Origin of the sequence: Pseudoalteromonas sp. CNAT2-18.1, from assembly GCF_022347865.1 — a bacterium.
Classification (GTDB): Bacteria; Pseudomonadota; Gammaproteobacteria; order Enterobacterales; family Alteromonadaceae; genus Pseudoalteromonas; species Pseudoalteromonas ruthenica.
On record NZ_JAKRFR010000006.1, the window covers coordinates 371,578 to 392,090 of the forward strand.

Sequence of the window (20,513 nt, forward strand, 5' to 3'; positions counted from 1 at the left end):
TATAACTAAATATACGCATTTATAGCCGGTAACATCATACCGGCTCGTGACTATTTCGTTGAACTTGTGGCTTCGTTCGCTACTACCACGGCCTCAGCGGCGGTGTTAACCTGCGCACTGGTTTTTGCCAGACCGACCGCCTGAGCCCCTCCAATCAGCCAGGTTTGTGCGCCTAAGGAAATCGCCCCTAGACCATGACGAGCCAAAGGCCACTGTCCTTGCACATGCCATTGCTGCGTACGAGCGTTGTAGCGCAGCACATCGGTATAGACCCCCTCGGCGTGTTCACCGCCAAAAACAGATACATAGTGATCATTGACTGTTGCAGCGTGCCCTGCCCTTGGCTGTGGCATAGAAGGCAAGTGCCGCCATGTATCTTGTTCGCTCTGATACTCCAACACATCCGTCATCGGCGGCATACCGACTTGGCGCCCGCCAAGGATGAGCCATCGTCCACCAATCTGCACGGTTGCGGCGCTGTTACGAGCACTGGGTAGCGGCGCTGCTTCAGTGACGCTAAATGTATCAGGGTCGAACACAAAATGGCGTGCGGTATCATGGCTATGCTGCCACTGACCATTTTTATCGCTATGTGGTGTGCGCCCACCGGCGAGGTGTATCTTGCCATCGATAACCGCTGCAACCGTCTCACTTAATGGGATAGGTAAAGTGGCTACATGCTGCCACTGCGCCGCTGATTGAGACAACATTAAAATGTCACCAGTATTAAACCACTGGCCACTTTCGGAGTTGATAAAGCCACCCAATGCAAACAGCTTATCGCCAACCGCTTGTAGATAGGTATGATGACGCCCTTGGGGTAAATCAGGTGCGCTCTGCCAGTGCGAATCTCCAGGAGACCAGTAATGCACTTTCGCTGTCATTTGCCCTTGAGACACTGGCAGCTGGCTAGAAATTCCACCCGCTACCCATATCTCATCGCCTATCAATGTCGGGTATATCTCCTGTATAGGCTCCACAAGAGATGCACCCGAATGTTGTGGCTCAGCGTGTAAACCAGTGGCCCAAAAAGCACTCAACACCAATATCAGAGGGTATTTAAACTGTCGCATAATAATTATTGGATGACTCCGCAGGGTGAATAAACAACCGTTAGCATAGACAGAACAGTGCTTTAAAAACAACTAACTAAAGGTCTTACAACCCCCCTATCAACACCCATGAGTGACAAAAAAGCGCCCGAAGGCGCTTAGTTAGAACTGATAATGAACACTGAGTTCGAGGTTCCTCTCCTCTCCGGGCAAGCCGCCTAGGAAAAGTGCCTTTTCGTAGTAACGCTCATTAAATAGGTTATCTAGGTTTAATTGGACTTTGTAGTTATCCGCCTCGTAGGCAAAGGCGGCATCCCAACGCACGTAGCTCGGGACCACGGATTTAGGCAAGCCAAATGCGGTGGAATTAATAGTGCGCTCATCAACATAAGTCACCCCGAGATTCACTGCCACAGGATGTGCAAGCTCAAAGGCGCTCATATCATAGCGTAACCAAGTGCTGGCAAAGCGCCTTGGCACTCCTTTTATTTGTCCAGAGCGCTCGCCTGCACGCACGGTCACTGCGTCCTGGTAAGTACCATTAACATTGACGGACATTACCTCGCTGAGCGCCATATTCAGATCAAACTCCACCCCTTTAGTGGAGTCCTCATCGTCATAAAAATATTGTGGCACACTGATGTTGAACTCGGGGTCATTGGGATTGTCGTTAAACGCCTCATTGGCGTAGCGTAAATTAGTGCGTCGGGTGTCAAATAGCACTAATGAACCGAGTAAGTCTTCCTCTAAGGCAGTAAAGCGCACGCCAATATCCAATGACTCGGATTCCGAATCAGGGCGATTATCCGCTTGGCTTTCACTTACTGACCCTAAAATACTATAGGCCGTGCGCCCTTTCGACACATTCACAAAGGTCGATAATTGCGATGACAGCTGATAGTTGAGGCCTAGGTTATAGGTCATACCGGCATCATCACTGTCGTTTTCTAGGCTGACTTCGGGTACTCGCGCTGTGCCTCGATGCTGATAACTTTGCTTAATGCGCGTATAGGCTACGCCCACACGCGCTGTAAGTGCATCACTTAAATAAAGAACTTCTTGGCCGCTTATCCCCACTGCTTCGACACTTTTATCATAGTGACTGCGCAGCACTGGACTGTAGTCTTCAAAATGCCCTGTTGGCCAGTTGGGGTTACGGATATCAAGAATATAATCAACGGCGTTGGCATCCGCAGCGGCGCCATCGGCATCGTAAATTGACCAGCTTTTAAGGCTAATATCGCGTTTTTCTGCATTCACACTCAGTAAGTGCTCACCAACTACCGAGCCCCAATCCCACGTATGCTGAAGATCGGCAAAGTACTGAAACATTTGCTCTTGCGCATGCTGCTTGCGATATTCTTGGCGTCGCGCTGCATAGGGGTAGAGTTCACCATCGACCATTAGCGGTGCACGCGGCGCTAGATTAATGGTGCCTCGACGCTGCCAATACACATAGTTGTAAGCTCCAGTTTGGCGCACGAAATCGGACTCATAATCGCGAAATTGCAGTTGTTGCGTAAGCTCTGTATTGGCACCGAGATACCAATCCCACCGCAGCTTCACACGTTGCTCGGTACCAGCATTAGGGCGACTTAGCGGTGAAATTACATTGCCATCACCGAGATCAAAGGGCTCAAGCCCATCGTTTTGGTTAATGCTCAGCGCCAGTTGTTGACGTTGCTCGGCATTTAGCTGGAGCGCTTCGCTCGCAGCATCATTGGGGAGATCAGCTCCACTCAAAGGGTAGTCACCGTCAATGCTATCCCAGTTAACAATACGCACTGGAAAGCCTACGGAGTCTACCTGCACTTTATCGTCAATATAAGCCGTTGATAGTAACAAACGATGGTTATCGCTTGCCTGATAGCGCAATGACCCATAAAACTCACTGCGCTCACTACCTAAATCGCGGTAACCATCACTCGATTGGTGATTGACGACTGCGCGGTAAGCCCAGTTCTCACTGAGTGCACCAGTTGCATCAAACATCACCCCGTAGCTTTGCCATTGCCCAACATTAACCGCCACCTCATACTGGGCTTGGTCTTGTGGCTTCTTTTCAATTAGGTTAATAACGCCACCAGCGGCACCAATACCATATAACCCCGTAGCCGGGCCTTTAAGCACTTCAACACTGTCCACATTGGTCATCGACCGCGTTGGGTTAAAGGCGTTGCCTAAATCAGCGCCACCATACATGCCATCATAGGTGTAGTTAACGCCTAGGCCACGAATAATAAGATTATCACCGACACCATAGTTATTGCCCGCTTGTGCTAATCCGGAGACATTACGCACCGCTTCTTGCAAAGTGTCAGCCGATTGCTGATCCAGTAATGCTTTATCAACCACAACAATGGGTGCGGGGGTTTGCATCAAGGCCATATTCGACTTGGTTGCCGTGCCACTGTTGAGCACGAGTTCGTTATGGCGACCATAGACGCTAATGCGCTCAACCTTGTCTAGCTCTTGCGACGACGAGGTGTTGGCAGATGCATCAGACGACAGCAGCGCTGCGCCTACGGCAGCACTTACGAGTGAAAACTGAAATACGTTCATTATCTCTTCCCTATATGAGATACAGCAAAAAACGCGCGCATTCTATCAGCAAATACAAATGATAACAATTACCGTTAACAGGCAATTTAAACTATTGCAGTAAAATGATTTACAATATAAAAAGTAGTATTTTGTTCCTATTTATTATGGTTGTAAAAAGTAATAAATTAGATGGAAAATAAAAATATGGAAGGATTCCACATTGAAAAATCTAGTTTACATTGTATTAACAGCAACAAGCTTTATCGCTCAGTCAAAAATAACCACTCATGTAGAACCGAACAGCTACGACCCTATAGTGCCCAGTGATGGCGGTGTAGTATATTATTCTGAAAACATATCAAACCCAGACAGCCAGACGTCAGAGGTTAATTATTATAGTTATTTAACATTCCCAGATGGCAGCATCTATAACTTCTCTATGGGTGATGTATTAACTTTAGATCCTGGTTCTGAATTCAATGAAAACATTAACCACATAAAAATCCCTGGATACTTTCCAAATGGAGAGTATAAGTTCAACTATTCAGCATTAAATAGAAAATCAGGATTAATAGCCAGTAGCTCTTTTAGTATAATTAAAGGCCAGAAAACAAGTTCTTTTTCATCATGTGCAAAGCTTCTGGAATCAGGTGAGCACAGTGGAGACGGCATATACACACTGGCTGTTAATGGTGAACAACTTACAACGTGGTGCGATATGACCAATGGTGGCTGGACACTAGTTATGAGGGGCTATGGACAAAACAGAACCGGAGAATGGATCAATGTAAAATCAGGGGCTTTAAATGTAAGCGCAGATAAATCTCCAATGATGAAAGAAACTTTTAAGTTTTCTGATAAGAACCTAAACACTATCGCGTCTTCTGGCAACAACACCCTGAAGATTATGGCTGATGATGGTTTAGCACCACGATTCGCAACTGGTCCCTATTGCCATGGTACCGCGAATACATGTGGATTTTATAAAGGTACTTATGCAGATGAAGCTCTTACTCAAGACTACGTAAAAGGTGTAAATGGAAGCCGCTACGAAAATATCAGGGGAGGAATATCTTCTGACAGAACCGACAGTGACAGTACCCAAGTATTTTTATACTCTTACAGTAGCTACGCAAACAGGGCTTGGGCGTTAGGAGGCAACATACGCTCTAGTTGGTGCACAGGACTTACTGCTAGTTGCAACTTTTCTATTTGGGCAAAGTAGAAATTTTTTCGCATCTCGGCATTCTCTAAATGGCAGAGCTTGTCGAGCTGCATTTCTCTTCTAAGCTTGTTGCTCTGATCTAACGGTTGATCATTACCTTTTCATAGGCAACTCTTCCTAACAACCAACCTGGTACACACCATAAAAATAAAAGAAACAAAATACCCCTATTTAAGATACTGCTTTTTAATGATTTTATAAATTGTTATCTGATGTAATAAACAATTTTCAGAAAAAAGCTAATTTTAAAAATGTGCAAACACCTTGCACGAATAAAAATTAGATTTTAATCGAAAAAGGAGATTATTATGTCAACATTTAAAGTAAACATTCCCGCAGGTCCAATTTGGGACCAAAAAGATGCTGAGGATAAAGCGCCCCTTGTAGCGGCAGCACACCAGGGCAAATGGACGGGACAGTGGAACACTGTCGTCCAAGGAGAGATGAGTGTTGTGGAAGTTGAATTGCAAGTGAAAAACACTGGCTCAGACTGCTTCAAAACAAACGTTCTTGCAGGGCCGCTATGGAGCAACGATGAAGCGCAAAAAGTGGGGGAAACCTTAGCAGCCTCTTACGGCGGCACCTTTACCGGTGAGTGGCACACCATTGTTGAAGGCAAAATGAGTGTGATTGAAGTTGAGTTCAAGTTCTAAGTTATTCTATATTACCTTTATTTTTTATAATAACGGCTAGCAACCATAAAAAGCCAGCCGTTATTATATATAAAGCAACATTCGAATTTTATAGGCTTTAATTAAGCGTAAAGCTTGTACCAGACCAAAATATAGAGTCGTAATCACTACACTGCATGCACTTGTACCACCTCACAGCCTCATCATCATAAAAAAGGCTGCTGTATCCGGCATCTCCTTGGTGAGTAAAGACTTTTACTACGCCAGAGTTACGTAAAATCGCCAGAAATCGTCCTTGCTGAGCGGATTTCGTTTTATAAACACCCACGATAACACGCTCTTCACTAGGCTCGTCATCTAAGTTCGCTCGAATGGAGAACTTTAATGAGGAACTCTGAATATCCAGATATTGATACTCAGGCAACGTCTCCTCGAAATAGCTCTTATCGAAGACCGTAATATACTCCCAATCTGGATTTAGTTCCGATACCGGAATCTCCATGAAATTAGACGTTTCAGCACAAAACTCTTTCGCAGTCCACCATGCTTTATTAGGTTCTAGAGTTGAAGTTTCACCAGCTATTGAAGGGGAGTAAAAAAAAGCCCCCGCAACAAGGGAAAGAATCGATACCTTACCAATCAACATGTCAATGCCTCCCACCTGCCATTCTAGGCTCTGCAATTAATGAAGTGCCTTATGAGCCTCTCTTGTATTAAATTTTGAAGGGCTCCTATTTGCCAGCTAATTGGAAGTAATAACTAGCGAAAAAAACCATTCAATTATAATAACATGATAACCTATAGCCGATTAGCTACTCAGTTATTTTTATATAATTCAAACCACGGATGTAAAACATTGGTTTTAAAGTAAAAAGTTTTGGCGATATGTATCCAACTCGAAGAAATAGTGAAGCTGATTTGTTGGAAAAAATTAAATGAAAAAGATAACACTTTTGTGTGCGTTTATCTCTTCATGTGCGAGTGCACAGTATAACTACCTAGATCAAAGCACTCTGGATAACCTCAATGACAGTACATTTTTAGGCGCGCCTCGTCATCCCGTTTACTTCGATTCTGGCGACGTTGCTCGCAACTGTGAAGACTACTTATCACTTATAAAAGCACATCACTTAAAAGAAACCAGCGACAATTACCTCGCTAAAACTGAGTATTTATCTTGTGAAGTACATGGGTTAATCCAAAAAAGCAATAAACTGGTTAATAATAAACTCACCTTGCCAGATTTAACTCCCTTAGCAACTAAACTAGACTTACGCTTAATACCCTCTTCGTTTGGACCTCAGCTCAATGAGAGTAACTATACGCTATCAACTCTTGCTCAACAGGCAGTGCAATATAAAAACAATCAGCTGTTCATAAATACACCACAGCAATACTTTGAATTTAGACTGAAAGCCGTTTTAGACTTAAACAGTAACACAATACCCGATTGGGTTATTTGGATGGTGGATGAGTCCAAGCAAGGCACCTACAAAGCTTATGCAACCCTTATCGTTATGGATGCACAGCCAGAGGCACCAACGTGGCAAGCGCAAAAGTTTAGGCAAGTGTATCAAGGGCAAGGTTCTGATTAGTGAGCTTTTTACCGACAAAAGGCACAAATCGACAATGCCATACCTAGTTGTAAAAAAGTAGCCTCTGGCGAATGGGCGCCATCAGCTACCTTATACTTTCAAACTTAGTTTAAGCCCGTTACGAGGCACTTAACTCTTTACGTACAATCTCAGCTCCGGCACTGAGCGCACTGAGTTTGGCTCTTGCGACCGAGCGAGGCAAGGGCGCCATGCCACAGTTAGTGCAAGGATAGAGCTTGTCGGCATCCACATATTTCAGTGCCTCACGCAACGTGCTGGCCACCTCTTCAGGGGTTTCAATGCTATGGGTGGCCACATCAATGGCCCCCACCATCACTTTTTTGCCTCGGATCAGCGCCAGTAGCTCAATGGGCACATGGGAGTTGTGGCATTCCAAGGAAATTATGTCGATATTTGATGTTTGTAGCTTCGGAAACACTTCTTCATATTGCCGCCACTGCGTGCCCAGAGTCTTCTTCCAATCGGTATTAGCTTTAATGCCATAGCCATAGCAGATATGCACTGCGGTTTCGCATTTCAGCCCTTCAATCGCTTTTTCTAAGCATGCGATGCCCCAGTCGTTAACCTCGTCAAAAAACACATTAAATGCTGGCTCATCAAACTGAATAATATCAACGCCAGCGGCCTCAAGCTCTTTAGCCTCTTGGTTAAGTATTTTGGCAAACTCCCAGGCTAGCTTTTCGCGGCTTTGATAATGCTCGTCATACAAGGTATCGACCATAGTCATCGGCCCCGGCAGCGCCCATTTAATCGGTTGTGTGGTTTGCTGGCGAAGAAACTCAGCATCAGCGACAAAAACCGGCTTGCTGCGAGAAACGGGGCCAACCACGCAAGGCACACTGGCATCGTAACGGTCGCGAATTTTCACAGTTTTGCGGTTATTGAAGTCAACACCATTAAGGTGCTCAATAAAGGTGGTCACAAAGTGTTGTCGTGTTTGCTCGCCATCGCTGACAATATCGGTACCAGCAACTTGCTGCTCATGCAGTGCTACCCGCAGGGCATCTTGCTTACCATCAATCAACGCGTCACCGTGTAGTTTCCACGGTGACCACAGTGTTTCCGGCTCAGCCAACCATACCGGTTTAGGTAGGCTGCCAGCGCTTGAGGTGGGTAATAACTTGTTCATTATCAGCACTCTTCTAAGTTGTTGTTATTTATAAAGCGGTGTTGGCAGACCACTGCTCAAGTACCGACTGATAGGGTTTAATAAAGTGCTGCTCGGCGAATTTACCTTGGGCAATCGCCAATCTGCTGCGCTCTTCGCGGTCATAAACAATTTGCGTGAGCGAGTGATCCGCATTTCTCAGGTTAGGCTGATAACAGCTGCCCGCTACTGCGTTGGCGTTGTAGATCTCTGGGCGATAAATTTTCTGAAAGGTTTCCATGGTGCTAATGGTGCTGATCAATTCCAAATTGGTGTAATCGTTTAACAAGTCACCAAAGAAGTAAAAGGCTAGCGGCGCTACACTATTTGGCGGCATAAAGTAGCGCACCTGAAGCCCCATCTTTTTAAAATACTGCTCGGTTAATGATGACTCGTTGGGATGATACTCAACACCTAAGACTGGATGTTGATTCTCGCTGCGGCGATAAACTTTATTGTCTGACACGCTAAGGCATATAACAGGTGGCTTGGCAAAATGCTGTTTGTAAGTGTTGGACTCAACAAAATGCTTAAACAGCTTACCATGCAGTTCACCAAAATCACCGGGGACACTAAAGCCCTCTTTATCTTGGTTGTGCTCTAGCAGTAACACACTAAAGTCATAGTCGCGCACATATGACGAGAAGTTATTGCCAACAATGCCCTCGATACGCTCATTGGTGCGATGATCGATAATGTTGGTTTTCAGCACTTCAATCGATGGAAAGGCTTGTTCATCGCCGTCGATGTGCATATCTACCGACACAATTTCTAGCTCTACGCCGTAACGGTCCCCTTCGGGGTTATCCCAATTGGCCAACGCATTAAAACGATTATCAATCATTCTTAAGGCGTTGCGTAAATTTTGTTGGCGGCTCTCGCCGCGAGCCAGGTTAGCAAAGTTGGTGGTAATACGCGTAGTGTCTGACGGCGTATAGTGCTCATCAAGACAAATGCTCTTAATGGTAAATGTGAAATCTTTTTTCATGACTCGTTGGTATCCAAATTCCTAAGGTGAAAGCAAACGTCTTCGTGCTGAGTATGCTGATGCAGCTAGGGTGATGACCACTGTGGCTGTGTGAGCCAACTTACTCAGCAACATGGCTTAAGTTATACGTGCATACTTGGATGAAGAAAAACGGTTTAATTTCAGGTAAAACATGAGCATGATTCATTTGCTGGCAAAGCCGTTGCTATTCCCTCAAAAAGCCCTGGCAAATCGTGAGCACACCGCCCCAAAAACACCCAGACTTCTAGCCATCTATATATAAAGATGTATTTTCCTCAAGTAAAAGCTGAGGAATATTCATGACTTAGCAGCACTAATTGCCGCAATGATATTGATATACTCACGCCTCAGGTGGCAATCAAGTGACACAATAGGTGGATTGCTAGATAACGCGATACACCCCATTGCAGGGGTCATTAGCCGTTTCAAGCAAATAACAAAGAGAATAATGAAATGAGTGAGTTAGTCGTACTGTTTGTTTTCTGCGCAATATTGGGCAGTGCTGTGGGCTTTTTAGCGGGTTTACTTGGCATTGGTGGCGGACTCGTCATTGTGCCTATTCTGAGCATGATTTTGCTGCACTTTGACGTGTTGCCCCCTGAGCAGGTTGTAGTTACCGCCATTGCCACCTCATTGGCATCGATTTTGTTTACATCTACGTCGTCAGCCATCGCTCATCATAAACATGGCAACGTTCCCTGGCAGTTAGCGCCTTGGGTGATGCTAGGTGTTGGTTTAGGCGCCCTGATCAGCGGCTTTATGGCAGCACTATTACCTGAGCAAGTGGTGCGCTGGGTATTTGCTGTTAGTGTGTTTGCCATCGCTATAAAAATGCTGATGGGCAATAAAAGTACCAGCACCAATGCACGCTCCTTGCCTAATAAAGCAGTACTAACAACGCTAACAACTCTTACCGGTGGCTTATCGGCCATGATCGGTATCGGCGGCGGCGCAGTTTTAGTGCCGCTGTTGAACTTTTTCTCTGTGGATATGAAAAAAGCCATTGGCTGTGCATCTGCATGCGGCATTGTTATTGCCTTATTCGGCTCAATTGGTTACATCAGTGCAGGGGCGCAACATCTCGCCCTTACAGATGGTTTTGCTGGCTTTGTTTACCTGCCAGCGTTAGCGGGAATAGTTTGTACTTCATGGTTTAGCGCGCCTCTAGGGGCCAAGGCCACGCAATCCCTACCTGTGGCCACCATTAAGAAAATATTTGCACTGTTGTTGGTTATTATGGCGGTTAATATGCTCTTAAAGTAGCGAGCAAATCGGCCATAAAGTCTGGGCTGAACACCTACCATGCTCTTGGTTTCTGGGCGTTTTTATACCGGCGTTATTGTTCTTCGTCCGCGCTGGCGTCGAGGACCAGTTCTTGCATTTGTTGTGGCGTGAATACAAAGAAATAGAGATTTTCAATTGTCGCCACTGCTCTGCCCTGCAACATGGGGTAATCCGAGGCATCAGTATCGAGCCAGTAGCCAGCTAACACTCCTTCCTTTATGGGGAAATAAACACTTTCACTGGTGGTAATGGCATCGGGAGAATCAAACACATAATCGCCATAGTGCTGGTGCACAATGTTAACCAGTTCGCTTTGCTGCTGTTTACGCTGGCCCACTTGTGACATTAATTCAGACTCTTGCATACAGCCTCTTCGTTATTTAATTACAGGTTATTTATAAACTGGCTTAATCACTCTTCTCGCACTTGGGTAAAGCAAAGCCAATACAGTAAGAATAAATATAACACGCCATATCTACAAGGCGACAACCTAGAGCTGGGCCCTTTAATTACGAACTTTATCCGCCCTGATAAAAATCCAAGCTCATATAGGTTGCCACGAAAGTCTGAAAACCATTCTCTATTAGCTATTTCATAAGAAAAAATTACAGTTTATTATTAATCAGTTAAGGACTTTTGTAGTGCCGCCAGCACTATCACTTCAATCATTTAGGGAAATGAAAAACGATGAACAAACTCCATTGGCTGATCGCCTGCTTTTTTCTTCTTTTGCAATCACTACCCGCCCGCGCCCAGTTAAGCTTCCAATTAGAAATGATACCTAACCCTTATCAAGCACCTAAAGGGACAAGAGCCATACTAGTCAATGGTGACGGCTCGCACGTGGTTGTGTACGGCAAAAAAGTGGATGAGCATGATGATAAAATCCCTATGGCATTTCATTGGAGTGAGCGCGACGGCCATACCCACCTTGGCCTGTTAAATAACCGCAACGTACTGCTCCCCATGGATATCTCTGATGATGGCAAGGTCATCGTCGGCCATAATGGAGGGGCCAGTTTTGTGTGGACCAAGCAGCAACAAATGCGCACTGTGCCCAAACTAAAAAGCCATTACATCAACACCGCGATATCCATTTCAGCGGACGGTAAAACCGTGGTCGGCTATACCGGCTGGCAATCGGATATACGAGCCTTCCGGTGGGAAATAGGTAAATCATTACACGAGATTGGTACAGGCAAAGACAAAGTAAAGTGGCGTAACGCAACATACAGCTCAGAAGACGCCAGCGTGATTGTTGGCAGCACACCTGGGCAAGTTTATGTGTGGAAAAGTGATAACACTATAACCCCTATCATCGCGCCAGAGGACTGCCACTTTATTGCCGAGGACGTCTCTCATGACGGACACACTATTGGTGGACGCTGTAGCATCGATACACCCATGGTATGGAACGAGTTTAATGGTTTCAGCACCTTGCCAATACCAGCTGAGGCGGCCACAGCCATGATCACAGCTATGTCAGGGGATGGCACAAAATTCCTCGGCTCAGCAAAGTATAAAGGTGAAAATTACATTGATACTTATCGCCCTATCTTATGGCATCAAAAGCAAATTTACTTTCTTGATGACATTGTAAAACAGCTCAACGCAAATAAAGCGATGAAAAGAGTCACTATCAGTAACATCTCATCCAACGGCAAGGTGATTGTTGGTGGCTATAAAGACAGCATCGACCGCTACTATCCGTTTAAGCTGATAATTAAAGAGTGATAAAACCCAATGAGCGCTGAGGATGAGAACCGGACGAACTTGTATTTTCAGCGCTTAACCATTTATAAAGCTATTTTTTGCATTAAAACTCACCTGGGCATGCCAAAGCACTGGAAAAATGTGCATAACTGCGGCAAGCTAGTCTTTTAAGATGTAAATAAAGTGTAACTTATGCGCGCATGTATTGCTCTTTTGGCGTGGTTATTGATGCTGGCTTTGCCCACCTCAGCGTGGTCCTCAGCACCGCTAAGGTTTGTAGCGGAAGATTTATACCCGTTACACTTTGCAGACTCTGAAAAACAACCACAAGGCTTCTTAGTCGATGTGGTCAATATTGTTTTAGCACAGTGCCGTTGCCAAGGGCAGGTGGAAATTATGCCTCAAGCAAGAGCATTTAAAGAGCTGCGAACAACACCAAACACACTGATGATTTCATTACTGAAAACTCCACAGCGAGAGACTGAATTCATCTTTTTAGGCTCTGTTTTTAATGCTCACGCCTATCTGGTTGGCCTTAAAGAGCGGCAATTTAAGTTAACTGACTTGCAAAGTGCTCGCGGGCTACGAGTAAGCACGGTGCGCGGTTATTATAGCCACCAATACTTACAAAAAGCTGGCTTTTCGTTGCAACATGACTTAGTGCTGGCCCCCGAGCCTGCCAGCTTAATGAAAATGCTCTACAAACAGCGCACCGACTTGGTACTTACCAACACCTTGTCGTTAGATAAGGAACTTCGCAGTATCGGCCTTGACCCCAACCGGCTTGAAAAGAAACTGCACCTCCCCGAGTTCCCCAGCGAGCTGCATATTACTGCCAACAAGAAGCTTCCAGCCGACCTTGCCATCCGACTTCGCCAGTCACTTAAAGCCATCAAAGCATCAGGGCAATATCAAGCCTTGCTAAACAAGTGGCAATTGACACTCTCAGCTTATTAAGGTGCGTTAGCGAGAAGATTCATGCGCCCTAGCTGAGCCCTCGCAGCTAACCTTGATGAGTGACACTCAACGCAATGCAGCTCTGGGCTAGGTAGTAGGTTGAAAGTAACATCGGCTGAGTCCATTGATAACTTTTAACAAAGCGACCGTAGGCTAGGATGGAGTCCGACGCCATAAACAGGAGTGCACCAATAAAGGCGTAAACGCTGAGCGAATAACCTGAGCTCTGCCAAAAGATATAACTTGCCAAAACCATAAGACTAAGCACAGCAGCATAGGCATAAACAGGCCCACGCAACGCACCTAGGTGCTTATTTAATAGCCGGATAAGAGCTCCTGCGTATATGACTAGTACCACCAGCAATAAGGGGCTCAGAACGAGCTCGGTGTTGTAAATGAAAGCGACGATATAAGCTAAATGAGCGATAAAAAACGCGACCAACCCTTGTAAAAAGTAGTCTTTTTTCAACATTAAAAAGATGTCGCCCAAAAGGGAGAAGAATAACCCTGCAAATACCCAATACTCTATCAGTGTAAGCCCGCTTGTTTGGGTATATGCCAACACGGCAATTAGCACGGTCGTTAAGGGCTTAAACACATAGCACAGCGCGCTGCTATGGCGACTATCAGCAATAATATGAGTGCATGCAGAGACAAAAATTAACAGCAATAAAGTGTGAAATAACATAGTAATCGTTGTAGTTACCTTAGGTTCTAACTGCCGTGAGAGGTGGATAAAGTTCGATGACACTTAAGCCTTTTAGTGCCTCTTATCTCAGCGCTTCCCATAGCCATGTATCCAAAATGCCTCTAGCTTAGCGTTATCACTTTGCTCTTGAATAGATTAGCAAGCTTATTAGCGTAGGCAGAGGCTGCACTTAAGCTATTGGTTTCCAAAATATTGATGCGCTCGCCGCTGCACGCTACAACGTTGAGCTGATAATCAATGAGTAGTGGCTGGTTGCGCCTAGCATAGCGAATGATCTGCAAGCTATCGATGTCGCTGGTATCCATAATACGGGTGTCCTTTGACAAACACGCCTCGTTCGACAAATACACTCCCTGCTCGTCAAAGTAGAACGTGTTTTTAGGGGAAAAGGTTTTATAAGCGGCAAAAAGTAACAGCAATAAAAAGATGCCTCCTTCCAAGGTGGGTGAGCGAGTCAGTTCATACCCTGGAATAACCCCCTCCTCTGGCACGATAATAGCCGCGACAATTGCAACGAAAAACATAACCAAGCCAAGGATATTTAAAGACACGACTTTATCTTTAAACGACAATGCTGACCTGTAGCCGTCCGCATAGGGCGCTAACGAGGTAAAAGAACTCACTGGCTCTACTTTGTGCCACTCGTAACCGCGAAGATGTTGGTTCTCTTTCTTAGCCACTTGCTTTTGTAGCGCATCAAGGCGTGTTGAATCAGTAAAAGCGCGTATTAGTTCTTGCCAGCTTTCCTTAAAGTTAGCCTTACTCAAAAAGTAAATATTGGACAAGCTTAAGAGCACACCGACAAGACATAAACCTGCAAATAGCTTGATATCGTCAACCAAACCAAAGGCAAAAATACAAAGAAAGAAATAAGCCGGTAACGATATGATCATAGGAAAGATAACACCCACGCTGACACCTCCATATACAGCAGATTGATAATATTCTCACTTTTTCAATCTTTAGCAAAGCAAATCCCATAATAATATGGCACCCACTAAACCACAGAAGATCAGCCTTCAGTGTAGCCGTTGTAGGTCGGGCTTCAGCCTAACAAGCACAGTGCAACCCTTGTAGGCCGGGCTAGTGAATCGTTGTAGGTTAGGCTTTAGCCTAACAATCATAGTGAAACCCTAGTAGGTAGGGCTTTAGCCTGACGAACATATTACAACCCTTGCAGGTCAAGTTTTATCGGTAATAAGGAATACAGGAGCAATTGACGATAGCACTAACAACACAAGTTTATTCAGTCAGATGTAGAGTTAGCAAATCCATCCGTGAAAGCATGGTATTCAGTGTAACTGAACTTACCTCGCTGGCCCCAACAATACCGAGAGGCATAGGCGAAATCACAAGGTAACGCGTCACAATGGAGTAAAACCGTTTATATAGCTTTAATTGCCCATACATTACTGTAAGCTTTATATTGATCAAACCCCATGCTGAACTTGTCTCAATTTAGCTGATAGAGCTAGTGCCAGCGAATGCTGCCAAAAAGAAGGTTACCCCATGTAACTTCAGTGCCACAGTACGGCCCAATTAATATGGTACAGGTCGCCCCGTCTACTTTCGTTGTTACATACTCTGAATAAACTGTTTTTCCATCAACAACCCATGACGTTGTGCCTGTTTGACCATAGGGAATGGTTAAAGGGATCGGAAGGGGAACAACGGGGCCAACAACAATACCTGCCCATTTGTAGTTGCCGTCGTGATGAAACACTTGCTCTGCATCTTCGGTGATTTTTGATTTATCCCCTATGGCATGGGTTTCGGTGTATACAATATCTGCGGAGACACACGCTTGTAGAGCTAGCATGGTGAAAATGATTAACGATACGTCCTTGCATATTTTCATTGTTAGTTGAATTTCTTATTATAAATATTAGGGACGCATTTAATCGCCAGCGTTGAACTTTGTCAACAAATAGACAAAGAATACGATAATTAGCCCCAACGCTCCCCACCTCGCATTGTTGACAGGTTTTACAGGGAGCCGTTGTTGATCGGGCTAATGAATCATAGTAGGTTAGGCTTTAGCCTAACAATCATAGTGAAACTCTCGTAGGTCGGGCTAGTGAATCGTTGTAGGTCAGGCTTTAGCCTAACAAGCTCAGTGCAACCATCGTAGGTCGGGCTAGTGAATCGTTGTAGGTTAGGCTTCAGCCTAACAATCATAATGAAACCCTTTTAGGCCGGGCTTTAGCTGCACACTTCCCTAAAGCCGAGTGAAAATATCTGCACAACACCTTATCTAACTAAAAGAGTGCTTTGTTAATTAAGAGCCGCTGTGAGGTAAAAAAGCAAGACCTGCCCCAACACTCCTTCCCTGATACACTCCACATTCCATAGCGCCCTCTGCCCAGTTATAATCATGCTCTATTATCGTCAATCCTTATCTCTAACTTCCATGAAAAAACTCTCCAAAGTCCAGTTAAAACAACAGACACTGGTGCTCAGTGTGGCCGATGCACTCGAAGAACAAGCGCGCGCAGAAATACCCGGCATGTTGCAATGCTGGTTTGACGTGGAGTACCACTTGTTCCCCGGCTCCCTGCTCCTGTGTTTTCAATTCGAAAATGACCAAGCACTGGAGGCCGCAAAACCCTACCTACTCAAATGGCAAAAACGCTTAAGCGCCGCCATGCTGAAAAAAGGCGTGATCCTAAAAGATATGCGTAAGCACTTAACCTTTACCCTTAAAGGGCCAGAGGATTGAGATAGAAGAAACATGAGGCTAGGTGAATGTGATGGACTGAACAATGCAAGACCTGCCCTCATTGGCTTGCTTGGTTTTCAACACGGGCAAGGATGATACCTGTAGCTCAGGCTTTAGCCTGGCAACTATGCTCATGTAGGTCATTGCTTTGTGCCGACAAAAGTACCTTTGGGTAGGTCTTGTCGGGCCGCCTCAGAGGAAATGCGCGCCCATTTCCTCTAACAACTCCTAGGGCGCCCGTAATTCGCTATTGCTTGAGAACTCAGCCTTTTTGTTACCCGCTTCACTTAGCTACTGACATGACTTAACGGCCAAGCCTTATACTGGTATATCCAGCTCAGCTGTCATACCCTCGCAGCAACCGCCAATCTATACAACAAAAGCAGCTTCCATAGCACAGATTAAAAGTGATGAATTACTCTTAAAAGATGAGTTATAAGGCGAAGTTTCGATTCAAACCAATATTTATAAAACTTAACCCTAAATATGAAACAAAAATAAAACATGCTATTATCTCAAAAAAATAAAAACTCTCATTTATTTATTGACATAAGGACATCGAAATGTATTTAAGGATTTTTTATCTAACTATAATTATTACATTTGCTTTAAAATTTAGTACAGCCTTCCCCTCCGAATTAAATTTAGAAAGTAGCAGTAGCAGTAGCAGTAGCAGTAGCAGTAGCAGTAGCAGTAGCAGTAGCAGTAGCAAAGTCCACAAAGAAAAAAGTTGCAAGTCAATAAATTGCGATTTACCTGAAAAAACCAATGAGAAAAAATTGAATGCATCTATTCCTGGCAAGGTGGTTGTATCGATTATAAATACAACTGTGCCAGTGGGTGTATATTTTGATATTGATGTCCAAAACCAAGCTAAGAATGCTACTTTTTATCATTTATATGAAAATGGTGCTTTGCTTGCTACCAGGTCAAACCTGCCTATAAAGCGCTATCCAAACGATACAGGTGAGCGCTACTATCAGGTACAAGCTTGCAATAACTATGGCTGTGGTCCGGTTAGTGACAGAGTCACGGTGATTATTGGAAGACCTGTCACGCAGAAACCAGTTATGAAGTTAGCGAATACAAGCGTATTTCTAAATAAATACTTCGACATTGATATCAAAACGACTATCCCAAATGCAAGCTTTTATAACCTGTACGAAAACGGAAAGTTATTGGCGAAAAGGGACACCTTACCTATCAGCAGATATATGGAAACTGTAAATGTTAAGCGCTATCAAATAGAGGCCTGTAACGAATTCGGCTGTGGTCCAATCAGCGACGGTATTGACGTAAGTGTAGAACCTTTCACTATAAAAAATGGTACGGTGAAAAAATCGCGAGCTATTGCACTGGTAGACACGTCTATTCGCTTAGAGGCTCATAAACCTCAAGAGAGTATTTTTATTAAAATAGGAAGTTATCCAGAAGTTGCTATGACCCTATCTACTAATGGCGAGTGGATTTATAACATAACGAACCTAACGGCTGGTAATTATTCTCTAACAATTAGGGCTATCGATAAAAATGGTAACGAGACAATTAAAAGGTTTTTAAATGAGGTCAATGGCACCACATATCACACTTTTAACCTATGCAATTCAATTTTTAACTCACAGTTAGTCTCTCAAAATAGAATCGAGGGAGAACTAATGCCTGAGCAGTTTGGTGCTCATGCAGATGGTACGCATGACGATTTTGAAGCATTTAAACATATGCTCAAATGCTCTAGCGGAGAAGAAATAGACAAAGATCCAATAAAAGGTGATGACTCTACTAATTCAGTAATAAAGCTAGCTTCATCAACTTATTGCATAAATAGCACTCTGAACACACACTCTCTGTTTGGAGTGGGATCATCTAAAAGTACTAACCGAAGTGTCCATATTGTAGGTGCTGGTAAAAACGCAACAATTTTAAAGCAATGCGATGTAGCGCCAGACTCAGTTGATATAGCTATGTCAATGTTTAAGGCTGACTACAGAGATGTATCTAAATTATTTAGAATTGATGACCTTAGCGCCCAAGGTATTTTCTTACAAGATAGTAAAAACGAGCGTTTCCATAAATGGTTATCACTTCCTTTTAGTGAAGCTTGGGAAAAGAGTAACGATTGTAGTAACAAGAAATGTAAAAGTACTTTTGATAACGCTTTTGTAAATACCATTAGCTCTGGGAATATTATCGCTAAGAATATTTCTACATCAGGGTTCGTTTACGGCTTTGAGCTGGAGTCACCACGTGGCTTTTATTTTAAAAATATAGCTAATGATAGCTTCCTACATAAGCTAGTATCAAATGATAACATTATAGAGCGAATAGAACGCCCATTCGGTGCGCCATTCAATAAACTATTCTCATCAGGTTATGCCTGTATAAACAACCTCGCAGCGAGTCGAAGCTATAGTAAAAACCCATGTGACCAGCCCGAGAAAAAGATATTTAATGGCGAGCAGAATGGTGGAAACTGGAATGCTGCCATCCGGATTGAACATGCACGATCCAATACCATATTTGACCGTGTCATAAGAAATGTCTCTACATCAGATAGTGGGGCTGCAGTAGTACTCGGCTCATCATCTAATGATGTTAAAGTGTCAGATATTAGTTGTAACAATATCCACGATAACTGCGTCTACGTATCTTCAGGCCAAAATGTCAGAATAAATGGTGTCAATGGAATGAACGTCGGCGGCGCTCTAGTTAAAGGAAGAGGTTCAAACATTGGTATTCACGACATAACAGGAGATAATGTAACCATAGGTGTAAACATCCAGTCATTAAGGCCTGGTGAAGGCGTTACTTCGGCTGATATAACAGGCGTGAAGGTTACAAATATTAGAAGCGATGGCGTTAGAATTCAACATCATGAAAATTCGGGAAGTGATATTATTTACGGTGCTAATGTTTGTGATATTGATGTAAGTTTTTCAGCCACGATGCATAATGACTACACTGAAAGCTATGAACAATACTCTTATTCAGGTATTTGGGTTGGTTCGGATGTAGCTGAAGGTAAAGTGAGCTCCATCAATGTTGGAACATGCGATCAGGTTTACGGCGGCAACGCTCCCGATAGCTTCAACCCAACCAACCCAAAATCTACTTTCCCTTTGTTTAGCAATGATATATTAATTAATAAAGCAAACGCAAAGAAAGATTCTGGAATTCTATTTATTAAAAATGTACAGCCATCGCACATTAAAATTAACAAAGTAATAGGCATATTCCCCAATGAAAGTCCCAATCAGCTATTTAAATGGGTTGGTGATTCAAAACCAAATCACAATATTTGCCAACGTTTAGAGAGTGAACGATTTAACTGTATATCCGTAATTTAATAGCTTGCAGATCGTCTTATCTATAAAAACGAGTCTGTTATGAACAGAATGTGTAAGTAGAAAAGTTGCTGAGCAGAGCGTCTAACAGAAAGACCTGAGTTCGAAAGCATGAGCGAATTACGGGCGCCCTAGGAGTTGTTAGAGGAAATGGGCGCACATTTCCTCTGACCCGAAGTCGGCGGCCCGACAAGATCTAACCACATTCATAAGGTTATCAGGCTAAAGCCTGACCTACAGGCAGACACGTTTTACATTCTTAAAGCCGCATCAAAACTTTCCACCATGCAAGCAACTACCAGCACCCTACCCCCCCGTTTAAATTCGCGCTGGAGAAATCAACTTTTGTTGCGAAGCGTGTTGCTGACAGCGAGGCACGACGCCGAGCCAGATTTACCAGCACAGGGAAGTGCTGTTAAATCGTGTCAGCAGCTAAGCGCAGCGTTTAACAAAAGATATGAGTTCGTAAGCATTGGCGAATTACGGGCGCCCTAGGAGTTGTCAGAGGAAATGGGCGCGCATTTCCTCTGACCCGAAGTCGGCGGCCCGACAAGAGAGTAATTTG

Annotated in this window: 17 protein-coding genes; 8 read left to right on the forward strand and 9 right to left on the reverse strand. The window is 44.2% G+C overall.

The window, feature by feature from the left end; genetic code table 11:
- Window positions 1-50 precede the first annotated feature (50 nt).
- Together MHM94_RS15450 and MHM94_RS15455 are read right to left on the reverse strand one after the other, a co-directional pair.
- Window positions 51-1,073, reverse strand: a complete 1,023-nt coding sequence (locus MHM94_RS15450; protein WP_235419776.1) for a kelch-like protein — start codon at window positions 1,071-1,073, stop codon at window positions 51-53.
- Window positions 1,074-1,214: 141 nt separating this feature from the next.
- Window positions 1,215-3,614: a TonB-dependent receptor gene (locus tag MHM94_RS15455; protein WP_235419777.1), complete on the reverse strand. Its 2,400-nt coding sequence runs from the start codon at window positions 3,612-3,614 to the stop codon at window positions 1,215-1,217.
- 202 nt (window positions 3,615-3,816) lie between these two features.
- Here MHM94_RS15455 and MHM94_RS15460 point away from each other — a divergent pair, with 202 nt between their 5' ends.
- Both MHM94_RS15460 and MHM94_RS15465 read left to right on the forward strand, forming a co-directional pair.
- Complete coding sequence (locus MHM94_RS15460) at window positions 3,817-4,821, forward strand: fibrinogen-like YCDxxxxGGGW domain-containing protein (protein ID WP_235419778.1); 1,005 nt, start codon at window positions 3,817-3,819, stop codon at window positions 4,819-4,821.
- 308 nt (window positions 4,822-5,129) lie between these two features.
- Entirely contained in the window at window positions 5,130-5,474 is a 345-nt protein-coding gene (locus MHM94_RS15465; protein ID WP_022946214.1) for a mannan-binding lectin, read from the forward strand.
- A 97-nt stretch (window positions 5,475-5,571) separates the two neighbouring features.
- On the opposite strand, the gene MHM94_RS15470 is transcribed toward MHM94_RS15465, so the two are convergent.
- Window positions 5,572-6,099, reverse strand: coding sequence for a hypothetical protein (locus MHM94_RS15470; protein WP_235419779.1), 528 nt, complete (start codon window positions 6,097-6,099; stop codon window positions 5,572-5,574).
- Window positions 6,100-6,388: 289 nt separating this feature from the next.
- On the opposite strand from MHM94_RS15470, the gene MHM94_RS15475 reads away from it, so the two are divergent.
- A complete protein-coding gene (locus MHM94_RS15475; RefSeq protein WP_235419780.1) occupies window positions 6,389-7,048 on the forward strand; it encodes a hypothetical protein in 660 nt (219 codons plus the stop codon).
- A 118-nt stretch (window positions 7,049-7,166) separates the two neighbouring features.
- Here MHM94_RS15475 and MHM94_RS15480 read toward each other — a convergent pair whose 3' ends face one another.
- Window positions 7,167-8,198, reverse strand: a complete 1,032-nt coding sequence (locus MHM94_RS15480; protein WP_235419781.1) for a methionine synthase — start codon at window positions 8,196-8,198, stop codon at window positions 7,167-7,169.
- A 28-nt stretch (window positions 8,199-8,226) separates the two neighbouring features.
- Window positions 8,227-9,204, reverse strand: coding sequence for a DUF1852 domain-containing protein (locus MHM94_RS15485; protein ID WP_235419782.1), 978 nt, complete (start codon window positions 9,202-9,204; stop codon window positions 8,227-8,229).
- Between the two features lie 474 nt (window positions 9,205-9,678).
- Here MHM94_RS15485 and MHM94_RS15490 point away from each other — a divergent pair, with 474 nt between their 5' ends.
- A complete protein-coding gene (locus MHM94_RS15490; RefSeq protein ID WP_235419783.1) occupies window positions 9,679-10,488 on the forward strand; it encodes a sulfite exporter TauE/SafE family protein in 810 nt (269 codons plus the stop codon).
- 73 nt (window positions 10,489-10,561) lie between these two features.
- Here MHM94_RS15490 and MHM94_RS15495 read toward each other — a convergent pair whose 3' ends face one another.
- Window positions 10,562-10,873 carry a hypothetical protein gene (locus tag MHM94_RS15495; protein WP_130147540.1) on the reverse strand — a complete coding sequence of 104 codons (312 nt, stop codon included), beginning with the start codon at window positions 10,871-10,873 and terminating at the stop codon, window positions 10,562-10,564.
- Window positions 10,874-11,196: 323 nt separating this feature from the next.
- On the opposite strand from MHM94_RS15495, the gene MHM94_RS15500 reads away from it, so the two are divergent.
- Window positions 11,197-12,243 carry a hypothetical protein gene (locus MHM94_RS15500; protein ID WP_235419784.1) on the forward strand — a complete coding sequence of 349 codons (1,047 nt, stop codon included), beginning with the start codon at window positions 11,197-11,199 and terminating at the stop codon, window positions 12,241-12,243.
- A 171-nt stretch (window positions 12,244-12,414) separates the two neighbouring features.
- Window positions 12,415-13,179 (forward strand): transporter substrate-binding domain-containing protein, encoded by a 765-nt coding sequence (locus MHM94_RS15505; RefSeq protein WP_235419785.1) that lies wholly within the window; start codon window positions 12,415-12,417, stop codon window positions 13,177-13,179.
- A 46-nt stretch (window positions 13,180-13,225) separates the two neighbouring features.
- On the opposite strand, the gene MHM94_RS15510 is transcribed toward MHM94_RS15505, so the two are convergent.
- The 3 genes from MHM94_RS15510 to MHM94_RS15520 all read right to left on the reverse strand — a co-directional run bounded on the left by MHM94_RS15510 (window position 13,226) and on the right by MHM94_RS15520 (window position 15,746).
- Window positions 13,226-13,867, reverse strand: a complete 642-nt coding sequence (locus tag MHM94_RS15510; protein WP_235419786.1) for a lysoplasmalogenase — start codon at window positions 13,865-13,867, stop codon at window positions 13,226-13,228.
- A gap of 122 nt (window positions 13,868-13,989) precedes the next feature.
- Entirely contained in the window at window positions 13,990-14,781 is a 792-nt protein-coding gene (locus tag MHM94_RS15515; RefSeq protein ID WP_235419787.1) for a hypothetical protein, read from the reverse strand.
- Window positions 14,782-15,359: 578 nt separating this feature from the next.
- Complete coding sequence (locus MHM94_RS15520) at window positions 15,360-15,746, reverse strand: hypothetical protein (RefSeq protein ID WP_022946228.1); 387 nt, start codon at window positions 15,744-15,746, stop codon at window positions 15,360-15,362.
- A gap of 552 nt (window positions 15,747-16,298) precedes the next feature.
- Between MHM94_RS15520 and MHM94_RS15525 the strand changes: the two genes are divergently transcribed.
- On the forward strand, window positions 16,299-16,607 hold the full coding sequence (locus tag MHM94_RS15525; protein ID WP_235419801.1) for a hypothetical protein: 309 nt from the start codon (window positions 16,299-16,301) through the stop codon (window positions 16,605-16,607).
- 563 nt (window positions 16,608-17,170) lie between these two features.
- Window positions 17,171-19,951: a hypothetical protein gene (locus MHM94_RS15530; RefSeq protein ID WP_235419788.1), complete on the forward strand. Its 2,781-nt coding sequence runs from the start codon at window positions 17,171-17,173 to the stop codon at window positions 19,949-19,951.
- Window positions 19,952-20,513 lie beyond the last annotated feature (562 nt).